The 20347-nt window shown below is 70.3% G+C and carries 19 protein-coding genes; 11 read left to right on the top strand and 8 right to left on the bottom strand.

Annotated features, from left to right (window positions below; all coding sequences use genetic code 11):
- The first annotated feature begins 97 nt into the window (after nt 1-97).
- Nucleotides 98-3169, top strand: coding sequence for a BTAD domain-containing putative transcriptional regulator (locus KOI35_RS26485; protein ID WP_246613800.1), 3072 nt, complete (start codon nt 98-100; stop codon nt 3167-3169).
- 127 nt (nt 3170-3296) lie between these two features.
- Here the strand turns inward: KOI35_RS26485 and KOI35_RS26480 are convergent, their stop codons facing one another.
- Together KOI35_RS26480 and KOI35_RS26475 are read right to left on the bottom strand one after the other, a co-directional pair.
- The gene (locus KOI35_RS26480; protein ID WP_215791322.1) at nt 3297-4517 is read right to left on the bottom strand and encodes a WD40 repeat domain-containing protein; all 1221 of its coding nucleotides are present in this window, start codon (nt 4515-4517) and stop codon (nt 3297-3299) included.
- Nucleotides 4507-7050 (bottom strand): DUF4407 domain-containing protein, encoded by a 2544-nt coding sequence (locus KOI35_RS26475; RefSeq protein WP_215791319.1) that lies wholly within the window; start codon nt 7048-7050, stop codon nt 4507-4509. Before KOI35_RS26475 ends, KOI35_RS26480 begins: the two co-directional genes overlap by 11 nt.
- An 876-nt stretch (nt 7051-7926) precedes the next feature.
- Between KOI35_RS26475 and KOI35_RS26470 the strand changes: the two genes are divergently transcribed.
- Complete coding sequence (locus tag KOI35_RS26470) at nt 7927-8262, top strand: hypothetical protein (protein WP_215791318.1); 336 nt, start codon at nt 7927-7929, stop codon at nt 8260-8262.
- Nucleotides 8263-8440: 178 nt separating this feature from the next.
- Here the strand turns inward: KOI35_RS26470 and KOI35_RS26465 are convergent, their stop codons facing one another.
- From KOI35_RS26465 to KOI35_RS26450, 4 genes are read right to left on the bottom strand one after another with little or no spacing between them, the layout of a single operon-like run.
- The gene (locus tag KOI35_RS26465; RefSeq protein ID WP_215791316.1) at nt 8441-8650 is read right to left on the bottom strand and encodes a hypothetical protein; all 210 of its coding nucleotides are present in this window, start codon (nt 8648-8650) and stop codon (nt 8441-8443) included.
- Between the two features lie 27 nt (nt 8651-8677).
- Entirely contained in the window at nt 8678-9160 is a 483-nt protein-coding gene (locus tag KOI35_RS26460; RefSeq protein WP_215791314.1) for a hypothetical protein, read from the bottom strand.
- 37 nt (nt 9161-9197) lie between these two features.
- The gene (locus KOI35_RS26455) at nt 9198-10424 is read right to left on the bottom strand and encodes an exo-beta-N-acetylmuramidase NamZ family protein (protein WP_215791312.1); all 1227 of its coding nucleotides are present in this window, start codon (nt 10422-10424) and stop codon (nt 9198-9200) included.
- A 27-nt stretch (nt 10425-10451) separates the two neighbouring features.
- On the bottom strand, nt 10452-10658 hold the full coding sequence (locus tag KOI35_RS26450) for a hypothetical protein (protein ID WP_215791310.1): 207 nt from the start codon (nt 10656-10658) through the stop codon (nt 10452-10454).
- A 194-nt stretch (nt 10659-10852) separates the two neighbouring features.
- Here KOI35_RS26450 and KOI35_RS26445 point away from each other — a divergent pair, with 194 nt between their 5' ends.
- The 7 genes from KOI35_RS26445 to KOI35_RS26415 all read left to right on the top strand — a co-directional run bounded on the left by KOI35_RS26445 (nt 10853) and on the right by KOI35_RS26415 (nt 17483).
- The gene (locus tag KOI35_RS26445; RefSeq protein ID WP_215791309.1) at nt 10853-11590 is read left to right on the top strand and encodes an aspartate/glutamate racemase family protein; all 738 of its coding nucleotides are present in this window, start codon (nt 10853-10855) and stop codon (nt 11588-11590) included.
- A gap of 230 nt (nt 11591-11820) precedes the next feature.
- On the top strand, nt 11821-13032 hold the full coding sequence (locus tag KOI35_RS26440; protein ID WP_215791307.1) for a pentapeptide repeat-containing protein: 1212 nt from the start codon (nt 11821-11823) through the stop codon (nt 13030-13032).
- An 89-nt stretch (nt 13033-13121) separates the two neighbouring features.
- The gene (locus tag KOI35_RS26435) at nt 13122-13646 is read left to right on the top strand and encodes a type II toxin -antitoxin system TacA 1-like antitoxin (RefSeq protein WP_215791305.1); all 525 of its coding nucleotides are present in this window, start codon (nt 13122-13124) and stop codon (nt 13644-13646) included.
- Nucleotides 13647-13750: 104 nt separating this feature from the next.
- Entirely contained in the window at nt 13751-14593 is an 843-nt protein-coding gene (locus KOI35_RS26430; protein ID WP_215791303.1) for a DUF4097 family beta strand repeat-containing protein, read from the top strand.
- Nucleotides 14594-14663: 70 nt separating this feature from the next.
- Nucleotides 14664-15422, top strand: coding sequence for an ABC transporter ATP-binding protein (locus KOI35_RS26425; RefSeq protein ID WP_215791301.1), 759 nt, complete (start codon nt 14664-14666; stop codon nt 15420-15422).
- The gene (locus tag KOI35_RS26420; protein ID WP_215791299.1) at nt 15419-16165 is read left to right on the top strand and encodes an ABC transporter permease; all 747 of its coding nucleotides are present in this window, start codon (nt 15419-15421) and stop codon (nt 16163-16165) included. The genes KOI35_RS26425 and KOI35_RS26420 overlap by 4 nt, the downstream gene beginning before the upstream one ends.
- 715 nt (nt 16166-16880) lie before the next feature.
- The gene (locus tag KOI35_RS26415; RefSeq protein WP_215791297.1) at nt 16881-17483 is read left to right on the top strand and encodes a hypothetical protein; all 603 of its coding nucleotides are present in this window, start codon (nt 16881-16883) and stop codon (nt 17481-17483) included.
- A 13-nt stretch (nt 17484-17496) separates the two neighbouring features.
- On the opposite strand, the gene KOI35_RS26410 is transcribed toward KOI35_RS26415, so the two are convergent.
- Together KOI35_RS26410 and KOI35_RS26405 are read right to left on the bottom strand one after the other, a co-directional pair.
- The gene (locus tag KOI35_RS26410) at nt 17497-18300 is read right to left on the bottom strand and encodes a DUF1206 domain-containing protein (protein WP_215791296.1); all 804 of its coding nucleotides are present in this window, start codon (nt 18298-18300) and stop codon (nt 17497-17499) included.
- 68 nt (nt 18301-18368) lie between these two features.
- Nucleotides 18369-19202, bottom strand: a complete 834-nt coding sequence (locus KOI35_RS26405; RefSeq protein WP_215791294.1) for a helix-turn-helix transcriptional regulator — start codon at nt 19200-19202, stop codon at nt 18369-18371.
- A 114-nt stretch (nt 19203-19316) separates the two neighbouring features.
- Here KOI35_RS26405 and KOI35_RS26400 point away from each other — a divergent pair, with 114 nt between their 5' ends.
- Entirely contained in the window at nt 19317-19853 is a 537-nt protein-coding gene (locus tag KOI35_RS26400) for a YbhB/YbcL family Raf kinase inhibitor-like protein (protein ID WP_215791292.1), read from the top strand.
- A gap of 10 nt (nt 19854-19863) precedes the next feature.
- A complete protein-coding gene (locus tag KOI35_RS26395) occupies nt 19864-20313 on the top strand; it encodes a hypothetical protein (protein ID WP_215791291.1) in 450 nt (149 codons plus the stop codon).
- Nucleotides 20314-20347 lie beyond the last annotated feature (34 nt).

Genomic DNA, 20347 nt, shown 5'->3' with positions numbered 1-20347 from the left:
TGGAGCAGGCGGGAACATGTCGTTGCCGCAAACCGATGAAGCTGACCGGGACCGACCGTCGCCGGGCGGTCGGCTTCGCCTGCAGGTCCTCGGCCCGTTGCGGGTCTGGCGTGACGAGATCGAGCAGGACCCCGGTCCCCGCCAGCAGGCCTATCTGCTGGCGCTGCTCCTGGTCAGCGCGGGCTCGCCGCTGAGTACCACCGAGCTCATCAGCCTGATCTGGGGTGACGATCCCCCGGTCTCGGCGGTCAACATCTTGCAGAAGTATGTGGGTGCGCTCCGTCGTCTGCTGGAGCCGGAGCTGTCGCCGCGGGAGCCCGGTTCCTTCGTGCAGCGCCGCGGCGCCGGGTACATCTTCCGCGCGCCGCCGCCGGTGCTCGACGTCGTCGCCTTTCGTGAGGAGGTCCGGGCGGCCCGGAGCGAGCTGGCGCAGGATCGGCCGGCCGCGGCGCTCGACCGATATCTGGCGGCGGTGACGCTCTGGCACGGGCCGGCCGGTTACGGGCTGACCGCCGGGCCGGCCGCGGACTCGATCTTCACCGCGGTCAACGAGGAGTTCACCACCGCCTGTGTGCGGGCCGCCGGCCTGGCGCTGTCGCTGGGCCGGCCGGACCAGATGCTGCCGCCGTTGCAGCTGGCCACCTGGATGGCGCCGCTGGACGAGCGGGTGCAGGCCGCGCTGATCACCGCGCTCGGGGCGGCCGGACGGCAGGCCGAAGCGCTGACGGTGTATCAGCGCGTCCGGGCGCGGCTGGCCGACGAGCTGGGCGTCGATCCCGGGCCGGCGTTGCAGGCCGCACATCAGAGCGTTCTGCGCGCCAAGGAAGCCACCCACGAACCCACCCGCGTCGTCGGGGAGGCGGCGGTGATCGGTTGCGATCAGGAAATCGCGGTGCTGCGGGATGCGGCGCGGTCCGCGCTCGACGGAGAGACCGGGCTGGTCCTGGTTCAGGGCGAGCCGGGGATCGGCAAGACCCATCTGCTCGAACAGGTCGCGGCCGGCGCGGAGCGGCGCGGCACCCACGTCGTCTGGGGCCGGTGCCTGAGTGGCCACGGCGCGCCGTCGATGTGGGTGTGGGTGCAGGTGGTCAACGCGCTGCTAGAGCATCTGCCCGGGCCGGAGCGCGAGAAGTGGCGGGCCGACGAGCTCGGTCGCCTGATCGAGCCGGGTGCCGCTGACACGCTCGGGCCGGCCGACAGCGGCGGCCGGTTCCGTCTGTTCGAGCTTGTCGTCGATCTGGTCGCGACGGTGGCCGGGCAGCGCCCGCTGCTGCTGCTGATCGACGACCTGCAGGGGGCCGACATCGCCTCGCTCGAGATGTTCACGCATCTGGTGGCCCGGCTGCCGGACCGGACCGCGGTCGCCGGCGCGTTCCGGGACCGGGCACCGGAGCCCGGCCCCGAGCTGAGCCGGATGCTGGCCGTGGCGAGCCGGATGCCCCGGCACCGTCGCGTCCGGCTCGGCCCGCTCGATCCGGACCAGGTGGCCGAGCTCGTACGCCGGGAGACCGGGCAGCGTCCGGAGGCCGGTGCGGCCCGCGGCATCCACGCCCGTACGGCCGGCAATCCGTTCTTCGTCCGCGAGCTGGCCCGGCTGCTGGCCGATGGAACCGTGCTGAGCGAGACCGCCGTGGCCCGGGCCGGCGTGCCGTCCACGGTCCGCGACGTCGTCCGGGATCGGATGTCCGGTCTCGACGTCACCTCGACCGGGCTGGCCCAGCTCGCCGCCCTCATCGCCCATGACATCGACCTCGGACTGCTGGCCCGCGCCGCTGGTGTCGACGCCGCCACCTGCCTCGATCGTCTCGAACCCCTGCTGACTCTGGGCCTGGTCGAACTCACGCCCGGCAACCCCCGCTCGGTGCGGTTCGCCCACGATCTCGTCCGTGAGTCGGTCGCCGGAACCATCACGCACCGGCGCTCGAGCCGGCTTCACCTGGATATCGCGGACGCGATCGAGCCGGCCGGCGGCGACGAGCGGCTGGCCCATCACCTGTGGTCGGCCGGCCCGCTGGCCGATCCGGCCCGCGCCGTGGACGCACTCGTCCGCGCCGGCCGGCTGGCCGCGGCCAAGTCGGCCTTCGAGGCCGCCGAGGACCAGTTCCGGGCCGCCCTGCAGGTGGCCCGGGCCGCGGGCCTGGCCGAGCGGGAGTTCGCCGCGCTGTCGCAGCTGACCGCGATCGCCGGGATGCGGACCGGGTTCGCCGGATCCGCCTTCGAGCTACTGAAACGGGCCGAGACCCTGGCCCGTGACCTGGGCCGGGAGCGGGACGTGGCCGACCTGCTCTTCTCGCAGCTGGTGGGCAGCTCGCATTTCCTCGAGCTTGATCGCAGCGCCGGTCTGGCCCGCCGGCTGCTCGAGCTCGGTGAGGTGTCCGACGATCCGATCGTGCGCACCTACGGCCTGCAGGCGTGGGGGATGCAGCTGTGGAACACCGGTGACGTCACGGGGGCCGCCGAATACCTGAACCGGTGCGACGAGACCATGCTCGTCGACCTGGCCCGGCGTGCGGACGACCCGCTCTCGTACGACCGCCGGCTCCTGTGGCCGACCACGCTCGCGCTCGTGAACACCGTGCACGGCCGCTACGACGAGGCTCGGGCACTGATCGAGACACTGAAGGGCACCACAGGCGAGGAGCCGTACGCCGTGGCGCTCTGGACGTCGTTCGCGTCGATGGTCGCGGCCGCGGCGGGCGATCCCGGCTATGCGCTGCGGGCCGTCGACTGGGGAACGACCCGACAGGGCGGGCACCGGTTCGAACACGTCGACCGGTACACCGGTCTCGCCGCGTGCTGGGCCCGGTCGGTGACGGGGGACGGCCGGACCGGCATCGGGCAGGCCCGGGAGATCATCGCGACGATGCTCGACCCGCCCCAGACCGGGATCTCGTTCTATCTCGGCCTGCTCGGCGAGATGCAGCTCGCCGACGGGCAACTGGAAGCGGCCGCCGCCACCCTCGACCAGGCCGGCCGGCTGCTCGACTCGCACGGGCAGCGCTATCCCGAGGGCCTGCTGCTCGTGCTGAGGGCACGGCTGATGCTCGCTCGGGGCGAACCGGTCGCCGTCGTCCGGGCCGCCGCCGAGCACGCGCGGGCGTTGTCGGCCGAGCGGGGCGCGCATCTGTTCGCCGTCCGGGCGCAGGAGCTGCTGACGGCGATCGGCTGACGCGCGGGCGTGCATCGTCGCAGTGTTCCGGAGCCGACTTGACGGCGACTGAACGGCAGCGGGTCAGCCGGCCAAGGTGTCCAGGCGAGCGACCACCTCCGCGGGGCTGCTCTCCACGGCTGGCCGCTCAAGTCAGAACCAGGCGGGGAGAAGGAACCACGAGCCCGTCCGCGGCGATGCCCAGGGCGGCGATCGACTCGGCGTGGACCCGGTGCCATACCGACGGTGTCACGGCGCCGGCGAAGACGTCGCCCGGCATGAGCAGGCCCTCGGTGAGTGCGGCCGGCCGGCCGAAGCCGTCGCGCAGGGGCTGACCGCCGGGGACGTCGTTGCGACTTCCGACGAGAAGGCTTCCGGCCGATGCCGCCATGGTGTCGACGTGCCCCTCCCCCGCGCTCACGATGACCGGGTCGGCGCCGCCGGTCGGGTCGATCGCCGTGATGACGCCGTTCTGCGCGCCGACGATGACGTCAGAACCGACAACGGCCAGCGCCCGTACGGCCGTGGCGTCCTGCCAGATGACGGTCGCCGTCTGTTCGGCGAGGTCCCACTGCCGGACGATGCCGTCCCAGCCCGCGGTCAGCAGGTGGGTGTCGTCGAGGAAGACGCAGTCGGTCACCCCGGTGGGGTGCGCGTCGAGGCGGAGCTCCTGCCGCATCGAATCGGTGTTCCGGACGATGACCGCCCCGTCGCGTCCGGCCGAGGCCAGAAGCCGGCCGTGCGAGCGCAACGCCGTCACCGGGCCGTCGTGCCCCTCGAACGAGTTCCCGGCTCGCCGGATGGTGCCGTCCTGGCCGCCGGCGAGCACGGACTCGCCGTCGAAGACGACCGGCCCGGGCAGGGGCACTCCCAGGTCATGATGGGCGACCACCGCGCCGGTCCGCGCCTGGTAGACGCTGACCGTGCCGTCGAATCGGGTCGCCGCCAGTCTTTCCCCGGTGGGGTCGAGGCAGCAGCCACTGAAACGGCGCTCCTCGTCGAGGGCGGTGACTTCTTCGCCCGTACGCAGATCCCAGGTTCTCAAGGTGGAATCCCACCCGCTCGTGGCGCCGACGAGACCGTCCCGGCTGACCGCCACGGCGCTGATCATGCCGCCGTGGCCGGTGAGGCCGAGCGGTTGCCGGGAACCGCCGGGCCAGGCCTGGGCACGACCGTCCGACGTGGCCTCGGCGTGACGGCCGACGACCGTGAGACCGTTGCCCAGGGTCACCCGGGTCGCTGTGGTCAGAGCGCCGAGAACGGGCCCGACCAGGTCCGGTTCCAGGTCTTCCGGGAGCATCACCTGGCGGTGGCCGTGCTTGCCGGCCGCAGCGACGAGCAGTGGCCAGCCGGTCAGCTCAGGATGCATGACGACCTCCGTCGGTCGGTGGGTATTCGCCGTCGAACTGGATCAGCCGGCTGCTGAACGCCTCCATGGCCGCGTCCCGGGCCTGCTCGGCCGCGGACGTGTGGTCCGGCGCGTCGTCGAGCATCTGCTGGTACTTCCCCTGGTCGGCCGACGGCAGCCGCGACTTGTCGGCGATGAGGGCGGGCAGCCAGGTCGTGAAGGCGGTCTCGCCGATCTTGGCCAGCATGGGACCCCAGGTGCCGCCCAGTGGCAGCAGGCCCAGCAGGAACCCCAAGACCTTGAAAGCAGTGGACCAGCGCGATTTCGTGGCCCGGCGCAGCTCCCGTTCGATCTCGGCGTCGCTCTGGTGGGCGAAAAGCTGGTCGAGCCGGTCGGGCAGCAGTCCGGCCAGGGGCACGTCGACGTTCACCGGGAGGGCACTGTGCGTGCGGGTCACCCGATCGCTGCCGCGGGTGGTCGAGCCGGCCCCACCGACCGCGGACACCGGAATGATCCGCACACCCTCCTCGCCGTAGGCCATCCCGCCCCGGAACTGACGTCCGCGCGCCATGGCCCGCACCGGCTCGAGCGAGTGCAGGGCCGCGATGACCTTGGCCCGGTTCCATCGCCCGCCCTGCGGGTGCGGCCGGTTGGCGAGCTCGTCCCACTTGGTGACGACGATCTGAATCGGGCAGTCAGTGCGTTCCGCGTACGCCTCGATCTTGCTCAGGGGTCGCAGCAGCCTCCGCATCTCGCCGTGTTCGCCGCCCCAGGCCCGGTACAGGTTCTCGCCGTCGACGATCACGAGCAGCGCGTCGGCCGCCATGATCTTCTCGGACAGTTCGCGACGCAGACTGTCGATGCCGGGCAGTGCGATGTCGTCGAGCAAGGCCTCGCCGGAGTAGTCCCAGTAGTCGATGCCCAGCACCGGCCGGGTCCGTCCGTCGTGCTCGACGTGGCCGACGAACGCGTACCTCTGCAGGTGCGTGGTCTGGGTCGAGTCGGGCCAGTCGCTTCCGGGCGCGCTGATCGTCCGGGCCCACGACTCCAGTTGCGAGCGCTGGGCATTGTCGGACACGGTCAGCATGAACGGCCGGCCTCGCCGGAGCACGGCGTACATCTGGGCCAGGAACGTCGTTTTTCCGGAACCGGGTCCGCCGAGCGCGACGACGCTGATCGAGGACAACCCTTTCCCCGTACGGGAAGAAGGCGTCGCTCCGCCGTCCGGGTCGAGCGGGCCCTGCCCCATGCGAGCCTCCACGCGCGGCGGCCGAACGCTCTCCACGATCCGGGCCGGGGGCAGTTCGCGGCGGCGGCCGGCCGCGTCGATGCGGGCTCCGGCGTTCTCGTACTGCTCGTGGCGCAACGCCGCGGTCTCGAACCTCGCCGGCTCGGCCGACTGGTCCACCCAGTGCAGGGCCCGGTAGCGGCCGACGTGGGTGATCGCCGTGTGCTGGGCCTGGCCGAGAGCGGCCTCGGCGCGGGCCAGCTCGTCGTAGGTCGTCTTGCCCGAGCTCAGCTTGCCGATGGCCGGGATGCTGTCGACGGCGATCAGCAGCAGGCGCACCGCCCAGACAGCCACCAGGAGAGAGAGGTGCTCGTCGGCGACCCGGTTGAGCGCGTCGATCCGTTCCAGGAGGCCGCCCTTGGCGTCGATGTGGGCCTTGAACTCCTCGGTCTTCCGATCGATCTCGGCCGCTCGCAGGCTGGACGCCTGCTTGCCGGCGTTCTCGAGACTGTCCGCCGCTGCCGCCAATTGCGTGCGTTTTGCTTGGTAGTCCTCGGCGGCCTGATCCACTCTTTGCTGGGCCGGCTGATAAATCCCTTTCATCTCCGCGCAGACCTTGCCCGCGCCGTGCGGGCTCCCGTTCAGTCCCCGGCACTCGCCGATCATATTGGCGCGTGCCGGGAGCATCGTTCTGGTCGCCTCATCGAGCAGCAATTTGGACGCCCGAGCGGCCTTTTCTGCCTCCGCTTTACGCTCCTGCGCCACCTGAACGGTATTCGACGGGGAGAGAATCACGTCCCGGCAGTCGTCGCGGCGAGGCACGGTCGCCGACACCACATTGCACGCCACGAGCCGGCTCTTGTAAGCGTCCACCTCGGCATCCCGGATCTTCCCGAGCTGCTCGGAAACGGCGGTCTTGAACACGACCAGCAGCACCGGCTCGGCAATGACGACGGCGAACACGACCGCCATCAACAGCCGGGGCAGGAAGACGGCGATCCGGCGGAATCCCCGATCGGGCAACGGAGTGGCGGTGATCCACCGGTCGAGATTGAAGATGAGGATGCCCCAGAAGACCGCCGCCGGAAGCACATGCGTCCACGGCTGGTCAAAGGCGATCATCAGCGCCACGGTCGACGACCCGACCGCCATCAGCGCCGTGAACAGCACGAAGCCGCCGAGGTGGGTGAAGCGCGGCCGCTCGGTCGGGACCCAGGCGAGCAGCCCCTCGTTGACACCCGAACACCGGCGCAGCAACCGGCCGACATTCAACGGACCGGGCACCGGCCTGGGCGCCGGTTCGCCGGTGATCTGCGCGTATCGCAAATGCCGAACGTCGTCGAGCGTGACTTCGTCACTCGGCCTGATCGTGGTCGTCAACGGAATCCCTCCGCCCATAATTCGTCGCGGAATGGATCACGAGACAACCGGCGGCACATCGCGGGTGCGAGAAGATTTCCATGCGGAGACTCCGGGGGGTGTCAATCGTTGCGAACAATCACCCCCACCACGGCGCCGCTCACCGCCGGGTTCACCGCGTTCCGACCGCCCGCACACCTTGGCACATTCGCGCCCGACCAGGCTTTTCGCTGAATGACGGTTCGGGGCTTTGATGCGGCCTGTCGGTGACGGGGCTGATGAGGACGTCACAGACGAAGTCGAGGACTTCTTCAGTGGTGCCGCTGAACCAGGCCCGCTAGGTGGCCAGGCTCCAGCGATGGGCGGAGCCGCTGTAACGCACTCGCATCACCGGCAACTGCTCACCGCTGGTCAACTCGACGGTCGCCTACTCCCACACCGCCGGCTATCAACAGGTCAACCGCGCCCGGATCATCTGCGACGCGGACCGCGGGCATACCAACGCAGCGGGTCGACACTGTGCGGACGCTGGCGAGGCTAGTTCGCCGACGAAGGCCTGGCCGGGCTCGCCGACCGGCCCTGCCCAGGACGACCGACCCGGTTCACGCCGGTCCCGGTCGCCGAGGTCAAAGCCCGGCCTGTCAGTTGCCGGCCGAGACAGGCACACCCTTGTCGAAGTGGACGTGACCGGACCTGGCCGCGCAAGCCGTCGACCGCACCATCGTCGCGGCGATCTCGGCGTCGACCATCCGCCGGATCCTGGCCCAAGAGACGATCAAAACGTGGCAACGCCAGTCCTGGATCTTCGTTCGGGACCCGCAGTTCGCCGTGAAAGCCGCCCGCGTGCTCGACCTCTACGCTCGCCTCTTCGACGGCAATGGTCTCGGGCCGGACGAGTACGTGATCTCCAGCGACGAGAAGACCAGCTTCCAGGCCCCTGTCGAGCGGGAGTCGCCGGTTCGATCCCGGTACGGGGCGCGAAGGGGCGCTGGCCAAGTCTGGTTTAAGGCAGCGGCCCGCCAATCCGCAAATTCATCTGTGGCCGAGGCGAACAGCGGCGGTGCCGTGACGATCATCGGTGCCATCGTCGGCATTCCGCTCATCATGGCCGGCATCGCGACAGGCGGCTTCGGCGCGGCCGCCGGTGCGACCGCGGCCGTGGCGGGCAGCCGTACGTGAGGTGCCGCTCACCGGTGGCCGGGAGGCGGCGCTCAGCTCCGTCGGTGTGCTCGGGGTACTGCACCTCTTCGGATGATCGCCTGCGACGGATTCCGCCCGCGCGACCGGCCGGGTCTCCAGGCGTTGAGCCGCTCACTCAGGCCCGAACCAGGCGTGCCGGCCGGGCCGGTCCGCGTTGTCAGGCGCGGAGCCCGTCCTCCCGGTACGGCGGGAAGAGTATTGCGTCCAGGTCGGTGATGCTCGGGACCTCGTCCGAGCCGGTGTCGGTGCCGGTGCCGGTAGAGGTGCTCGTGTCGGACGGTGGGTCGTCAGCGGGCGCCGCGGCCGCCGGCGCTGAGACTGACAAGGCGGCGATCACGGCGACGACCGCACAAGCGGATCTCTTCATGACTTTCTCCCTCGACAAGGTGAACGGTCAGCAGCCTTCGGGGGTGACCAGCCAGAAGCCGTCACAGTCGGGTGCGGTGGGGGTCTCGATGTTGACTGTGCCGGCGGCACTTGTCGGGGCAGTGCCTTGGCCGTCGGTGCTGAGGCCGGTGTCGCCGCCGACCGTCTTGATCGGGGCGTTGCCTTCGGTGTCGAGGCCGACCGTGCCCACCGTGGCCGGCGCGAGGTCGGGGTCGTTCACCCCGTGCGAGCCGCTGCCGCGGGCCGGCTTGGATTTCTGGGATGCGTTGATGAGGCCACCCACGACCTTCAGGCCGCCGACGATCAACGACGACGAGTCGTTCGCGGAGCCACCGTTCATGTTCTCCCAGCCGTCGTTCAGCCCGGAGGCGAGGTCGTCCGACCAGCCCGAGCAGCATTGCGCGGGAGCGGCGAGCACCGGTGCGGCGCCCAGAGTGGATCCGACGGCGATTCCCATGCCGATGGCGATTCCCCAGACAGTCTTCTGCATGATGCGTTTCCTTCGAGAGTGGTCGATTCGGAAAGAGTCAGGTTCGCGGGTAGATCAGGAACGTGTTCCGCCGTGCCTGGAACGCCGCCAGCTCGTCCTGCCAGGCTCCGGTCACTTCGGCGACCGGCGCACCGGCATCGATCATGGTGCGCAGCCGGGCCGAGCCGCTGAGTTTGTCGATGAAGAACGGCCGGTCGCCGCCGTCGTTCCGCCAGGCGAACGCCGGGTACTTGCGCGCTTCGACGAGCATGGCCACGGCCGTACGGATGGGGTCGTACGTCCGGCGGTCGGTAACCTGCACCTCGACGCCCGCGCAGAGCTGGTCGGCGAACTTGTTGACGCTGGGAACGAAGTACGCCTCCCGGAACACGACGCCCGGCAGGCCGTACCCGGCCACCCGGTCACCCCAGTGGTAGTCGTAACCAGGGCCGCCGATCAGCTCGAACGGCCGGCTGGTGCCGCGGCCCTCGGACAACGACGCGACGCCCTCGACCATGCCGGTCCCCGGATAGACCAGTGCGGTGTCCGCGGTGGGCATGTTCGGGCTGGGCATCACCCACGGCACATCGGTGTCGGCGGCGAACAGGTCGCCGTGCCAGCCTTCGCATTCGACGACCTCGAGCCGCGCCTTCTGGTCGCTGTTGAAGAGACGGGCGAGTTCCCCCACGGTCATGCCGTGCTGCTGGACGATCTCGTGCCGCCCGATCCCGGACACCAACGCGGGGGTGAGCATCGGACCGTAGGCCCGGCCGCCGATCGGGTTGGGCCGATCCAGCACGAGGTAACGCAACCCGAGCCGGCCCGCGGCGGTCATCGAGTCGAGCATCGTCCAGATGTACGTGTAGAAACGTGCGCCGATGTCCTGGATGTCGAAGACCACCGTGCGGATGCCGGCCTCGGTGAACATCGCGGCCCAGCGGTCGGCCGTGGCCAGATACCCGTCGTACACGGGAAGCCCGGTGCGCGCGTCCGTGGTGAACCCTTCGCTGCCACCGACCCGGGCCGACCCGCGGAAGCCGTGCTCCGGGCCGAAGATCCCGCCGATCGTCACACCGGCGGCGTGCATCCGGTCGACCAGGTGGCGGCATTCACGATCGACGGCGGTCGCATTGGCCACCACCCCGACACGCTCACCGCGAAGGGTCTCCCAGCCGGCCGCGGCCAGCCGGTCCATCCCGGTCCGCACCGCCACCGGGCCGCCCGTGGCGGACGCCGCCGACGCCGGACGAGCGCCGGGGGCCAGGAGGCCGGCGGCACTCGCCATCAACAGATTGCGTCGCTGCACCGCGGATCAGAAAGCCCCGGAGACTTCTGTCGGTTCGACAGCTGTCTCGTTCTCGTCGACCTCACCGGGCGCCGGGGCCGGGGCCGCCAGCATGTGGGTGTGCTGGTCCACGATCTGCACCGTGCCCACGGCGGCGAGACCGGTCGTCACGGCGGTCACCGGCAGACCGAGCGCGATCACCGCACCCGCCACAAGCAGACTTACCTTTTTCATGGTTATCCCCCATTTCGTGGTGATGTCGGCGCAAGCGTAAGCCGCGGTTACTCACCAGGCGGGCAAGACAGGAAAGTCGTAGATGTCAGTCTTTTCCACACTGGATACTGGGCCGAGGACCTCTGGGATCACATGGACGGCGGCCGTCTCCCCTGCCTAGGGTGGCGCAACGTTCGATCTTGAGAGGCGGACCCATGCCACGGATTCTGCTCATCGACCCGCTCGGCACCGACATGCATGTCGAGCGTGATCGGCGGATCGCGCAGGATGCGGTCGGCGCGGGTACTGAGGTGGTCGTCCGGCATCTGGCCGCACTGCCGGTCAGCGCCTACCTGCCGGCCGAGGACGTGTTGTTCTCGCCGCTGCTGCGGGCGGTTCGCGAGGGCGCCGAGGACGGCTTCGACGCGATCGGGATCGCCTGCGCGTCCGATCCGGCGGTGCGAGAGGCCAAGGCCCTTTCCCGTACGCCGGTGACCGGACCCTTCGAAGCCGCGGCTCGCGTGGCACCGTCGTTCGGGCGGTTCTCGGTGATGTATCCGGGCGTCGCGTCGGGGCCGGGCGAGAACCTGCCCCAGGATGCCAACTGGATCCGGCGGCTGGCCCGCGAGTACGGGGTGTTCGATCTGCTCGGGCCGTGCGCGCCGGTGCCGGTCGAGCGGCCCGACGAGGAAGTGACCGCGGGCGGTCCGGAACAGGCCCGGGTCACCGGCGAGAAGGTACTGGCCAACATGACAGCCTCGATCCGGAACGCGGGTCCCGCCATCGCCGAGCGTCTGTGGCGTGACGGCGAGGCCGAGGCGATCTTCGTGGCGTGCACCTTCTGGTCGACCGAACTCGACCCGATCCGCAAGGCGGTCCCCATCCCGATCCTCGACCCGATCCAGACGCTGGCCCGCTACACCGCGCTGCTCGCCACCACCATCTCTCGATAAAGAGCTTTCCCCGTACGCCGTGACGACCGCACCAGACGCAGCGATCCAGGCCGGCCGCGATCTCGGCTGTCCTGCTGTCGCCGAGGTGACGGCGCCGGCCCGGCCGACGGAGAACGATGGCCGTCATGCGGCGCTGGTTGGTCGGGGCGGGCGTCACGCTGCTCGCCATTGCGGGTCTGGTCGAGGCGCGTCCGTGGTCCTGGCCGTGGCGGGAGGTCCGCCCGCATCTCGTGACCGCGCTGGCGGCGATGCTCGGCGTGGTCCTGGTGGTGGTCGCTCGAGGGCGCCGGAGTCGTGCGCCGGGCCCGTGGCTGCTCAGCTATGGCGGGGTCGCGGTCGTGGCGGTCACGGTGGCGGCGGCCGGTGTCGTCGCGTTCGTGGTCATGGTGCGGGTCGCCGCGCACGCGCCGGTAGCCGACCGGCCGGGGCTGCAGATCGAGGCCATCAAGTACGGGCTCGGGCTGTTCGCGGCCGGCGGGGCCGCCGCGGCGCTGTTGCTGGGATTTCGCCGTCAACAGCACACCGAGCTCGATGCGGCCGAGCGGCGGATCACCGACCTCTACACCAAGGCGGTCGAGCAGCTCGGGGCGGAATCGCCGGCGGTCCGGATGGGCGGGATGTATGCGCTGGAGCGGATCGCACAGAGCAACGTCGACCAGCGGCAGACGATCGTCAACGTTATCTGCGCCTATCTGCGCACGCCGTTCACTCCCCCGTCGCCGGACCCGAGTTCCGCCGACGCGCAGGGGCAGCAGGAGCTGCAGGTGCGATTGACCGCCCAATCCATCCTGACCGGTCACCTCAGACCCAGTGCGGCCGGTTCGCTGTTCTGGCCCGGCATCGATCTCGATCTCACCGGGGCAACGCTGGCCGAGTGGCGGCTCTCCGACGCCGAGGTCCATAAGGCGATCTTCACCGGTGCCACCTTCTCGAGTCCCGCGCTGTTCAGCGACACCGTGTTCACCGATGCCGTCACGTTCGCCTCGGCCACGTTCGACGCCAAGGTCCATTTCATTCGGGCGATCTTCACCGCCAAGACGACCTTCGAACGAGTCGCCGTCCACGGCGAGGCCGCGTTCAGCGGCGCGCTTTTCCACGGCGCCGTGGATTTCTCCGGCGCCTCCTTCGCTGCCGACGCTGACTGGCACACGACTACGTTCCAAGATGACGCGCACTTCACCGAGGTGCGCTTCGACGGCAACGCCGAGTTCACCAGGGCCAACTTCGCGGAGTGGGTCACCTTTCGCGGGTCGGCTTTTGCCGGCGGGGTCCGGTTCAGCGAGACGTACTTCCGCTCCGACGCCGCTTTGGCGACCATGCTCGCGGAGGTCCGGCCGCTGTCGCAGGACGACCGCAGAGATGTCTGGCCGCCCGGTTGGCGCCTCCGCGAGGGCACGGACGGTCGTGGCGAACTCTTGTTTACCGGGCTTCCATCCCGCTGACCTGGCACTTTGCCGGATGGCACACTGTCGGTGCCAAAGTGATGCCATTGAGGCTTGCGTGGTGCCATCAGTGGTGCCATAGTAGTGCCATGGACCTGACGTCGTATGTGAGCAACCTCGGGCGTGAGTTCGCCACGCTGGCCGAGGCCGGTGGTGAGGAATCGCGTGCGCTGGTCGAGCGCCTGACCGGACCGCTCGAGTCGGCGATCCGGATGACCCTGCTGGAGGCGCTCACGGCGGCCGCCGACGAGATCACCCGGGATCTGGCTCCCGGCTCGGTCGAGCTGCGGCTGCGCGGCCGCGATCCGGAGTTCGTGGTGGCGTCGGCGCCGGTCGAGGCACCCGCCGCGGCGGCCTCCGACCACAACATGACCGTTTCCGACACCGAGCTTCCGTACGCCGAGGACGGGCCGGCCGCCCGCATCAACGTGCGCATGCCCGAGCAGCTCAAGACCCTGATCGAAGAGGCCGCGGCCAAGGAGGGCCGCTCGGTCAACGCGTGGCTCGTGCGGGCCGCCGCGGCCGGGGTGCAGCAGCCCGGCACCGGCAAGCGCAACGAACCGCCCAGCATGCCCCCACGCTCCACCCAGCGCTTCAGCGGCTGGGTCCGCTAGCCGACCGCCCAGCGTTTCCGCGGCTGGGCCACCGGCTCCACACCGCACGCGAAACGTCCCCGACCTGCGGGGACGACCCTCCGACCAGAAAAGTGGGTACCACCATGCCTGTTTTCGATTCCCCCGAGCCCATCGCCGTCACCCTCGACCTCGCCGTCGCCGACGTGCGGTTCGCCGCGAGCGAGCGCGCCGACACGGTCGTGGAAGTCAAGCCCAGCAACGAGTTCGACGACTCCGATGTGGAGGCCGTCGCCCAGACGAAGGTCGACTTCAGCAACGGCGAGCTGCGGATCACCGGGCCGAAGCGCTACTTCGACTTCTCGCGGAAGACCCGGTCGGTCGAGGTGGTCGTCGAGCTGCCGGCCGGTTCCCGGGTGAGCGCAACCCTGCAGGCCGGCGGGATGCGCTGCACCGGGCGTATCGGTGAGGGCCGGCTCAAGACGTCGGCCGGTGACATCGCGCTCGAGCTGTGCGGGCCGCTACGGCTGGGCACGGCGGCGGGCCACGTGACCGCCGACGGGATCAACGGCAACGCCGACGTGTCGACCGGGTCGGGACGGATCCAGATCGGCCAGATCGACGGGCACGCCCAGATCAAGAACTCCAACGGCGACACGATCATCGACGCGGTGACCGGGGACGTGCGGGTGCGCGCGGCCAACGGCGACATCTCCATCGAGCACGCGGCGGCCGGCGTGGACGCCAAGACGGCCAACGGCAACATCCGCCTCGGTGAGGTGGTGCGCGGCTCGGTCACGCTGGGGACGGCGATGGGCAACCTCGACGTCGGTGTCGCGCGCGGCACGGCCGCCTGGCTCGAGGTCAACACGGCGTTCGGGCACGTACGCAATCAGATGGACGACGCGGTGGGCCCCGACGAGACCGAGCGGACCGTCGAGGTGCGCGGACGTACCTCGTACGGGGACATCGTCATCCACCACTCCTGACCCTCTGATCGACCGCGGCGCCGGGGGCACCGCACCACAAATGTCCACTTTAGACAATGGAGTAACTGCCATGGAAAACGCGATCGAAGTCAAGGGACTGCTGAAGTCGTACGGGAAACTGGAGGTCTTGAAAGGTGTTGACTTCAGCGTCGGGCGGGGCAGCATTTTCGCGCTGCTGGGCTCGAACGGCGCCGGTAAGACGACCGTCGTGCGAATACTGAGCACGCTGCTCAAGCCGGACGGCGGAACAGCCACCGTGAACGGTTTCGAGGTGCAGGCCGAACCGGCGAAAGTGCGCGGGTCGATCAGCCTGACCGGCCAGTTCGCCGCGGTCGACGAAGTCCTCACCGGCCGCGAGAACCTGATCCTGGTCGGCAAACTGCGCCGGGTCGGACACCCCGGACAGGTCGCCGACGACCTCCTGACCCGGTTCGGGCTCACCGACGCCGGTGGCCGGCGCGTCGGGACGTACTCGGGCGGTATGCGCCGGCGCCTCGACATCGCGATGAGCCTGATCGGGAATCCGCCGGTCATCTTCCTCGACGAACCCACCACCGGCCTCGACCCCGAAGCCCGCCTCGAAGTGTGGAAGGAGATCCAGGAACTCGCCGGCGGTGGCACCACCGTGCTGCTGACCACGCAGTACCTGGAAGAGGCGGAGAAACTGGCCGACCGGATCGCCATCCTGCACCAGGGCACCATCATCGTCTCCGGCACCCTGGCCGAGCTGCGCGCGATGCTGCCGCCGGCCCAGGTCGAGTACGTCGAACGGCAACCCACCCTCGAAGAGATCTTCCTCGCCATCATCGGAAACGGGGCACAGCGATGACCGACACCACTGTGATGCTCGGGCGCTCGATCAAACACGTGACCCGCAGCGTCGACACCATCATCACCGTCACCATCACGCCGATCGCCATGCTGCTGCTGTTCCGCTACGTGTTCGGCGGGGCGATCCAGGCCGGCACCGACAACTACACCAACTACCTCATGCCCGGCGTCCTGCTCATCGCGATCGCCAGCGGGGTCTCGTACACCGGGTTCCGGCTCTTCAGCGACATGCAGAGCGGCATCTTCGAACGCTTCCACTCCATGCCCATCACCCGATCCTCGGTGCTGTGGGGGCACGTGCTGACCTCGCTGGTGTCCAACGCCATCTCGGCCGCGGTCATCGTCCTGGTCGGACTCGGCATCGGGTTCCGCTCGTCGGCCGGCCCCCTCGCCTGGCTCGCCGTGATCGGCATCCTGGCCGTGTTCACCCTCGCCCTGACCTGGGTGGCAGTGATCGCGGGACTCAACGCCTCCACCCCGGACGGCGCAGCGGCCTTCTCCTACCCGCTGGTGTTCCTGCCGTTCGTCAGCTCGGCCTTCGTCCCGACCGAGACGATGCCGGGACCGGTGCGGGCGTTCGCCGAGAACCAGCCGGTCACCTCGATCGTCAACACGATCCGGGCGCTGCTCGAGCAGCAGCCGGTCGGCAACGACATCTGGGTGGCGCTGGCCTGGTGCGCCGGGGTGCTGGTGGTCGCGTACGGGTTCGCCATGCTGGTCTACAAGCGCAAGATCGCCTGACGCTCGCTCGTTGAACCGCGCCCGCCCGGAACTCCGGGCGGGCGCGCTGGACGTCGCCGCTTCGGGCGATCGATTCCGGGTGGCGTCGGCGGTCTACTGGGACGATGGGGAACGTCCGGCTCGACCGGCTCGGCGTGGTACTCGGGATCGTGGGCGGCGTGGTGGCACTGGCCGTCGCCCTGACGCAGACCCGCGCGGCCGCCGTGATCGCCCTGGGCTCGGCCGGCCTTCTGGCGGCGGGCTGGGCCACCTATCGGGTCTGGCGGATGCGCAGGCTCGGGCGGCCCCGCTACCCCCGGGGACGGTGGGTGGCCGCGAGTGGCATGGCTCTGCTGGTCGCAGGTCTCGTGACGGTGGTGGCGGTGCCGCCGTGGCGTCACGGGTTCGTCCGGAACGCGTTGGGGCTGCGCACCCTCGACAACAGCGTCGTGATCCGCGACCTTGCGGTCGGTGAGACCACGACGGCGATCCTGCTGGCCTCGGACAAGGCCCCGGTGAGCAACCGCTTCGGCGCGGTCGCCGACTACGGAGTGGCGCGCTGCGGCTGGGCACCGCCGGGCCGACGCTGCAGGCCGCGCGCAAGGTCACGGTCAGGTACGTGCCGTACAGCGTGTCCCCGGCCCCGTCATCGAGTTGACCGGGCCCGCGGGGAGATCGTGTGGAGGTTTCGTGACCGGCCTTCCGCGAATCACGGCGACGAATGCACGATCTCGCCATGGACTTTCGAGGGAAGCTTGCGGGCGGGCGCGGTCTGCTTCCGGTCGTGCTCGGTTGCGCCGGCTGGCTGTTGCTGATTCCGGCCTGGTGGCTCGCCGAGACACCGCTGATCGTGGGGTCGCTCGTCGGCTGGGCGATCTCGTGGGCGGCGGTGCTGTTCGCCGTGCTCGTCTCAGTTGCCGCGGTTCTGATCGCCGGCGTGCGCCGCTCGTGGGGAGCCGCCGTGGTGAGCGTGTGCCTGCTCGCCGGTGCGGCGATCGTCGTCTCGCAGCACGACTCGCAGATCTACCCGGTCGACTATCGGTACCGGCTGCATCGGGCCGCGCTGGCCGACCTGGTCCAGGACTACCGGGCGGGCCGCGTGGACGGCGACGTGTCGGTGCCGGCCGATCTGCGCTCGCTGTGCCCGTCCGGATTCGCGTACGCCAGTTCGACCGTCCTGTTCGTGCAGTTGTGGCAGAACTGGCGAGCCGAGTCGGGAACGGGCCTGGCGTACTTGGCTGAGCCGCCGCCCGCCGAGCCGACGCCCATCACCACCGCCTCGGGTGACTTCGGTTATGCGCAACGGGAGGTCGGCGACGGCTGGTGGTGGGTGGAGTAAGCCGACGTCACGGTCAGATCTTGCGATAGCGGGCCTCCGCCACGGCGAACACCCCGTAGGCGGCGAAGCCGAGCGCGGCTGACAGCAGCAGCCACGTGCCGTAACTGCGCTCGGAGAGCGCCCGCAACGCGGCGTCCAGGCCCCGCGCCTTGTCCGGGTCGTACTGCACCGCAGCCACCACGAACAGCACCCCGGCGATGCCGTAGGCGATGCCTTTCGCGATGTAGCCCAGCATGCCCAGCCGGCCGATGAGCCGGCGCATCGTGGCGGACATCTGTCCGACCTTCAGGTGTTTCTCGAACCTGCGGGTGAGGCCGACGACCGCCAGGCCGATGCCGATCGCGGAGACCGCCAGCCCGGCACCGACGACGGTGAGCCGGCCCGGGCCGGAGCCGAGAAGGCCTTCGGCCGCGTTCTGCTGGGTGTCCGCGCTCGACGTGCTCTTCCCGCGCAGCACCTTCACGCCGTTCCAGGCCAGATAGAGGTAGAACGCAGCGCGGACGGCGGACGCGGCCCGTTCGAGGTGGCGGTGCACGGTGAGGATTTCGAGGACCTGCCAGACCGCCATCGCGACCAGACCGATCACCATGACCACGATCAGCACCGTACCGAACGGCTTCTCGGCAACCTTGTGCATCGCGCCGGACTGGTCGCCGTCAGCGGCCGGACCACCGAAGGCGATCTGCACGATCACGTAGGCGAACAGAAGGTGGAGTACGCCGTACCCGAGGAAACCTCCGCGGGTCAGCCGTTCGAGCCAGGGATTGTCGGCGGCGCGCGCGGCCGCGCCGCGGGCGTGCGAATGGGCGGAGGGCATTCCTCAGCTTTGACCCGGGAGCGCCGGAACAAAACCCTCAGGCGCTCTCGGCGTAGGGCCGCTTCGGGTCAGTTGGCCACCCGCAGCCGGCTCGGTGGGTAGATCAACGACCGCAGCGCCTCTTCGGAGGGCGCGTCGGCCGCGGTGATGACCTGGAGGCGCTGGTCGGATCCGTCCTGCACGGCCAGTACGTCGTACCGCAAGGTCATGATCCCGGCCGTGGGGTGCATGACGCGTTTGGTGCCGTTGATGCGTTCCTGCACGGTGTGGTCGTCCCACCAGGCGGCGAAGTCGGGGCTGGCCCGGCGCAGGTGATCGATCAGGGCGCGCAGCCGGGGGTCGTCCGGGTGCCGGGTCAGGTTGGCCCGCAGGTTGCCGACGTGTTCGCGGGCGATCCGGTCCCAGTCCAGCTGGAACGCACGGGTGCCGGGGTCGAGGAAGAGCGGTTCCGCGGTGTTCGTCCCGACGGTGAAGCCCGGGCCGAACAGGGCGGTCGCGGCCTCGTTGTGGGCGAGGACGTCGAACCGGAAGTCGAGGATCCAGGCCGGGGTTGCGGGCAGGCCGGCGAGCACCCTGCGCAGCGAGTCGCTCGCCGGTGCCGGCACGTGACGCGCGGGTGGCGCCTCGCCCCGGGCGATCAGGTGCAGATGGTGACGCTCGGCCTCGGACAGGCACAGCGCTCCGGCGACCGCGTCGAGCACCGCCGTTCCCGGTACGCCGACCCGGCCCTGCTCCAGCCGGATGTACCAGTCGATGCTGACCGCGGCGAGCTGCGCGACCTCCTGCCGCCGCAGGCCCGGCGTGCGGCGCCGGCCGGCCGCGGGCAGGTCGACGTCGTGCGGCTGCACGCGCGACCGCATCGCCCGCAGGAAGGCCGACAACTCGGGCCGGTTGGCTGACATCGTCGCCCAGTGTGCTCCGCCGCCGGGCCGGACGTCGACCGTTGTGGGTGGTACTGCGGACACCAGCATCCGGGCGATCTCCCCACCGTCCCCACCAGGGCGCAGGCTTCACCCATGAACACTGAGAACAACCCGTTCGCCCGCCTTCCGCAGGTGCCGAGCTTCGAGCTGAAGAGCACCGCCGCCACCGAGGGCGAGCCGCTGCCGCCGGCCCAGATGTCCGGCGCCTTCGGGATCCCCGGAGGCCTGGACCTCTCCCCCGACCTGGCCTGGTCCGGCGCGCCCGAGGGCACCCGGAGCTACGCGGTGACCGTCTATGACCCGGACGCGCCGACGATGTCGGGCTTCTGGCACTGGGCCGTCGTCAACATCCCGGCCACCGTCACCGAGCTGCCCGCGGGCGCCGGCTCCGCGCTGCCGGCCGGAGCGATCACCCTGCCCAACGACGCCCGCCTGCCGCAGTACATCGGCGCCGCCCCGCCCGCCGGCCACGGCCCGCACCGGTACTTCATCACCGTGCACGCCCTGGACGTCGCGGACATCGGGGTGCCCGCCGACAGCACGCCCGCGCTGCTGGGCTTCACCATGACCGGCCACATCCTGGGCCGCGCCACCATCGTCGCCACGGCCGAGACCCCGGCGGCGCGGTAGCCTGCCCGGCGTGGAGTTACGCGACGAGCTGCGGCGCCGGCCGGTGACGCCCGGGGAACAGGCCGCGATCAGCGCGGCGATGCTGCGGATCGAACAGCTCGTCGACCGCGGTGCGGACGCCACGGCCGCCCTCGAGTCCCTCAACGCGACAACCGGGCACAGCTTCGAGGCCGACGACTTCCGCTTCGACTGCGGATCGCCCGATCGTGACGAACTGGTCGCGTGGGCGTGTGCGCCGCCACCCGTGCGGCTGCCCGACGTGACCCGGGACGAGCTGGTCGAGGTCGTACGTCGCATCCTCGCCGACCCGAGCGACGACTGGTCCATCACGGCGTTCGACCTGAACACCGTGATGCCGGGCGCGAGCGGCCTGATCTTCCACCCGCCGCCCGAGCTCGCCGACGCGTCCGCGGACGCCATCGTCGACGCCGTGCTGGCCTACCGCCCGATCGCCCTGTGACGGACCCGCGGTGGGGCGGCGTAGCCGCAGATCG

This window comes from Paractinoplanes bogorensis (assembly GCF_018829635.1).
GTDB lineage: Bacteria > Actinomycetota > Actinomycetes > Mycobacteriales > Micromonosporaceae > Actinoplanes > Actinoplanes bogorensis.
Note: the sequence above shows the minus strand (reverse complement) of the source record. Positions and strands in the feature narration are given on the sequence as shown.

Coding starts and splice junctions, on each gene's coding strand:
- KOI35_RS26480 (WP_215791322.1), bottom strand. CDS start 4,517: ATGCATCCTGAGCTGACCGGCTGGCCACTGCTCGTCGCTGCGGCCGGC.
- KOI35_RS26465 (WP_215791316.1), bottom strand. CDS start 8,650: ATGAAGAGATCCGCTTGTGCGGTCGTCGCCGTGATCGCCGCCTTGTCA.
- KOI35_RS26460 (WP_215791314.1), bottom strand. CDS start 9,160: ATGCAGAAGACTGTCTGGGGAATCGCCATCGGCATGGGAATCGCCGTC.
- KOI35_RS26455 (WP_215791312.1), bottom strand. CDS start 10,424: ATGGCGAGTGCCGCCGGCCTCCTGGCCCCCGGCGCTCGTCCGGCGTCG.
- KOI35_RS26450 (WP_215791310.1), bottom strand. CDS start 10,658: ATGAAAAAGGTAAGTCTGCTTGTGGCGGGTGCGGTGATCGCGCTCGGT.
- KOI35_RS26445 (WP_215791309.1), top strand. CDS start 10,853: ATGCCACGGATTCTGCTCATCGACCCGCTCGGCACCGACATGCATGTC.
- KOI35_RS26435 (WP_215791305.1), top strand. CDS start 13,122: ATGGACCTGACGTCGTATGTGAGCAACCTCGGGCGTGAGTTCGCCACG.
- KOI35_RS26430 (WP_215791303.1), top strand. CDS start 13,751: ATGCCTGTTTTCGATTCCCCCGAGCCCATCGCCGTCACCCTCGACCTC.
- KOI35_RS26425 (WP_215791301.1), top strand. CDS start 14,664: ATGGAAAACGCGATCGAAGTCAAGGGACTGCTGAAGTCGTACGGGAAA.
- KOI35_RS26420 (WP_215791299.1), top strand. CDS start 15,419: ATGACCGACACCACTGTGATGCTCGGGCGCTCGATCAAACACGTGACC.
- KOI35_RS26415 (WP_215791297.1), top strand. CDS start 16,881: ATGGACTTTCGAGGGAAGCTTGCGGGCGGGCGCGGTCTGCTTCCGGTC.
- KOI35_RS26410 (WP_215791296.1), bottom strand. CDS start 18,300: ATGCCCTCCGCCCATTCGCACGCCCGCGGCGCGGCCGCGCGCGCCGCC.
- KOI35_RS26405 (WP_215791294.1), bottom strand. CDS start 19,202: ATGTCAGCCAACCGGCCCGAGTTGTCGGCCTTCCTGCGGGCGATGCGG.
- KOI35_RS26400 (WP_215791292.1), top strand. CDS start 19,317: ATGAACACTGAGAACAACCCGTTCGCCCGCCTTCCGCAGGTGCCGAGC.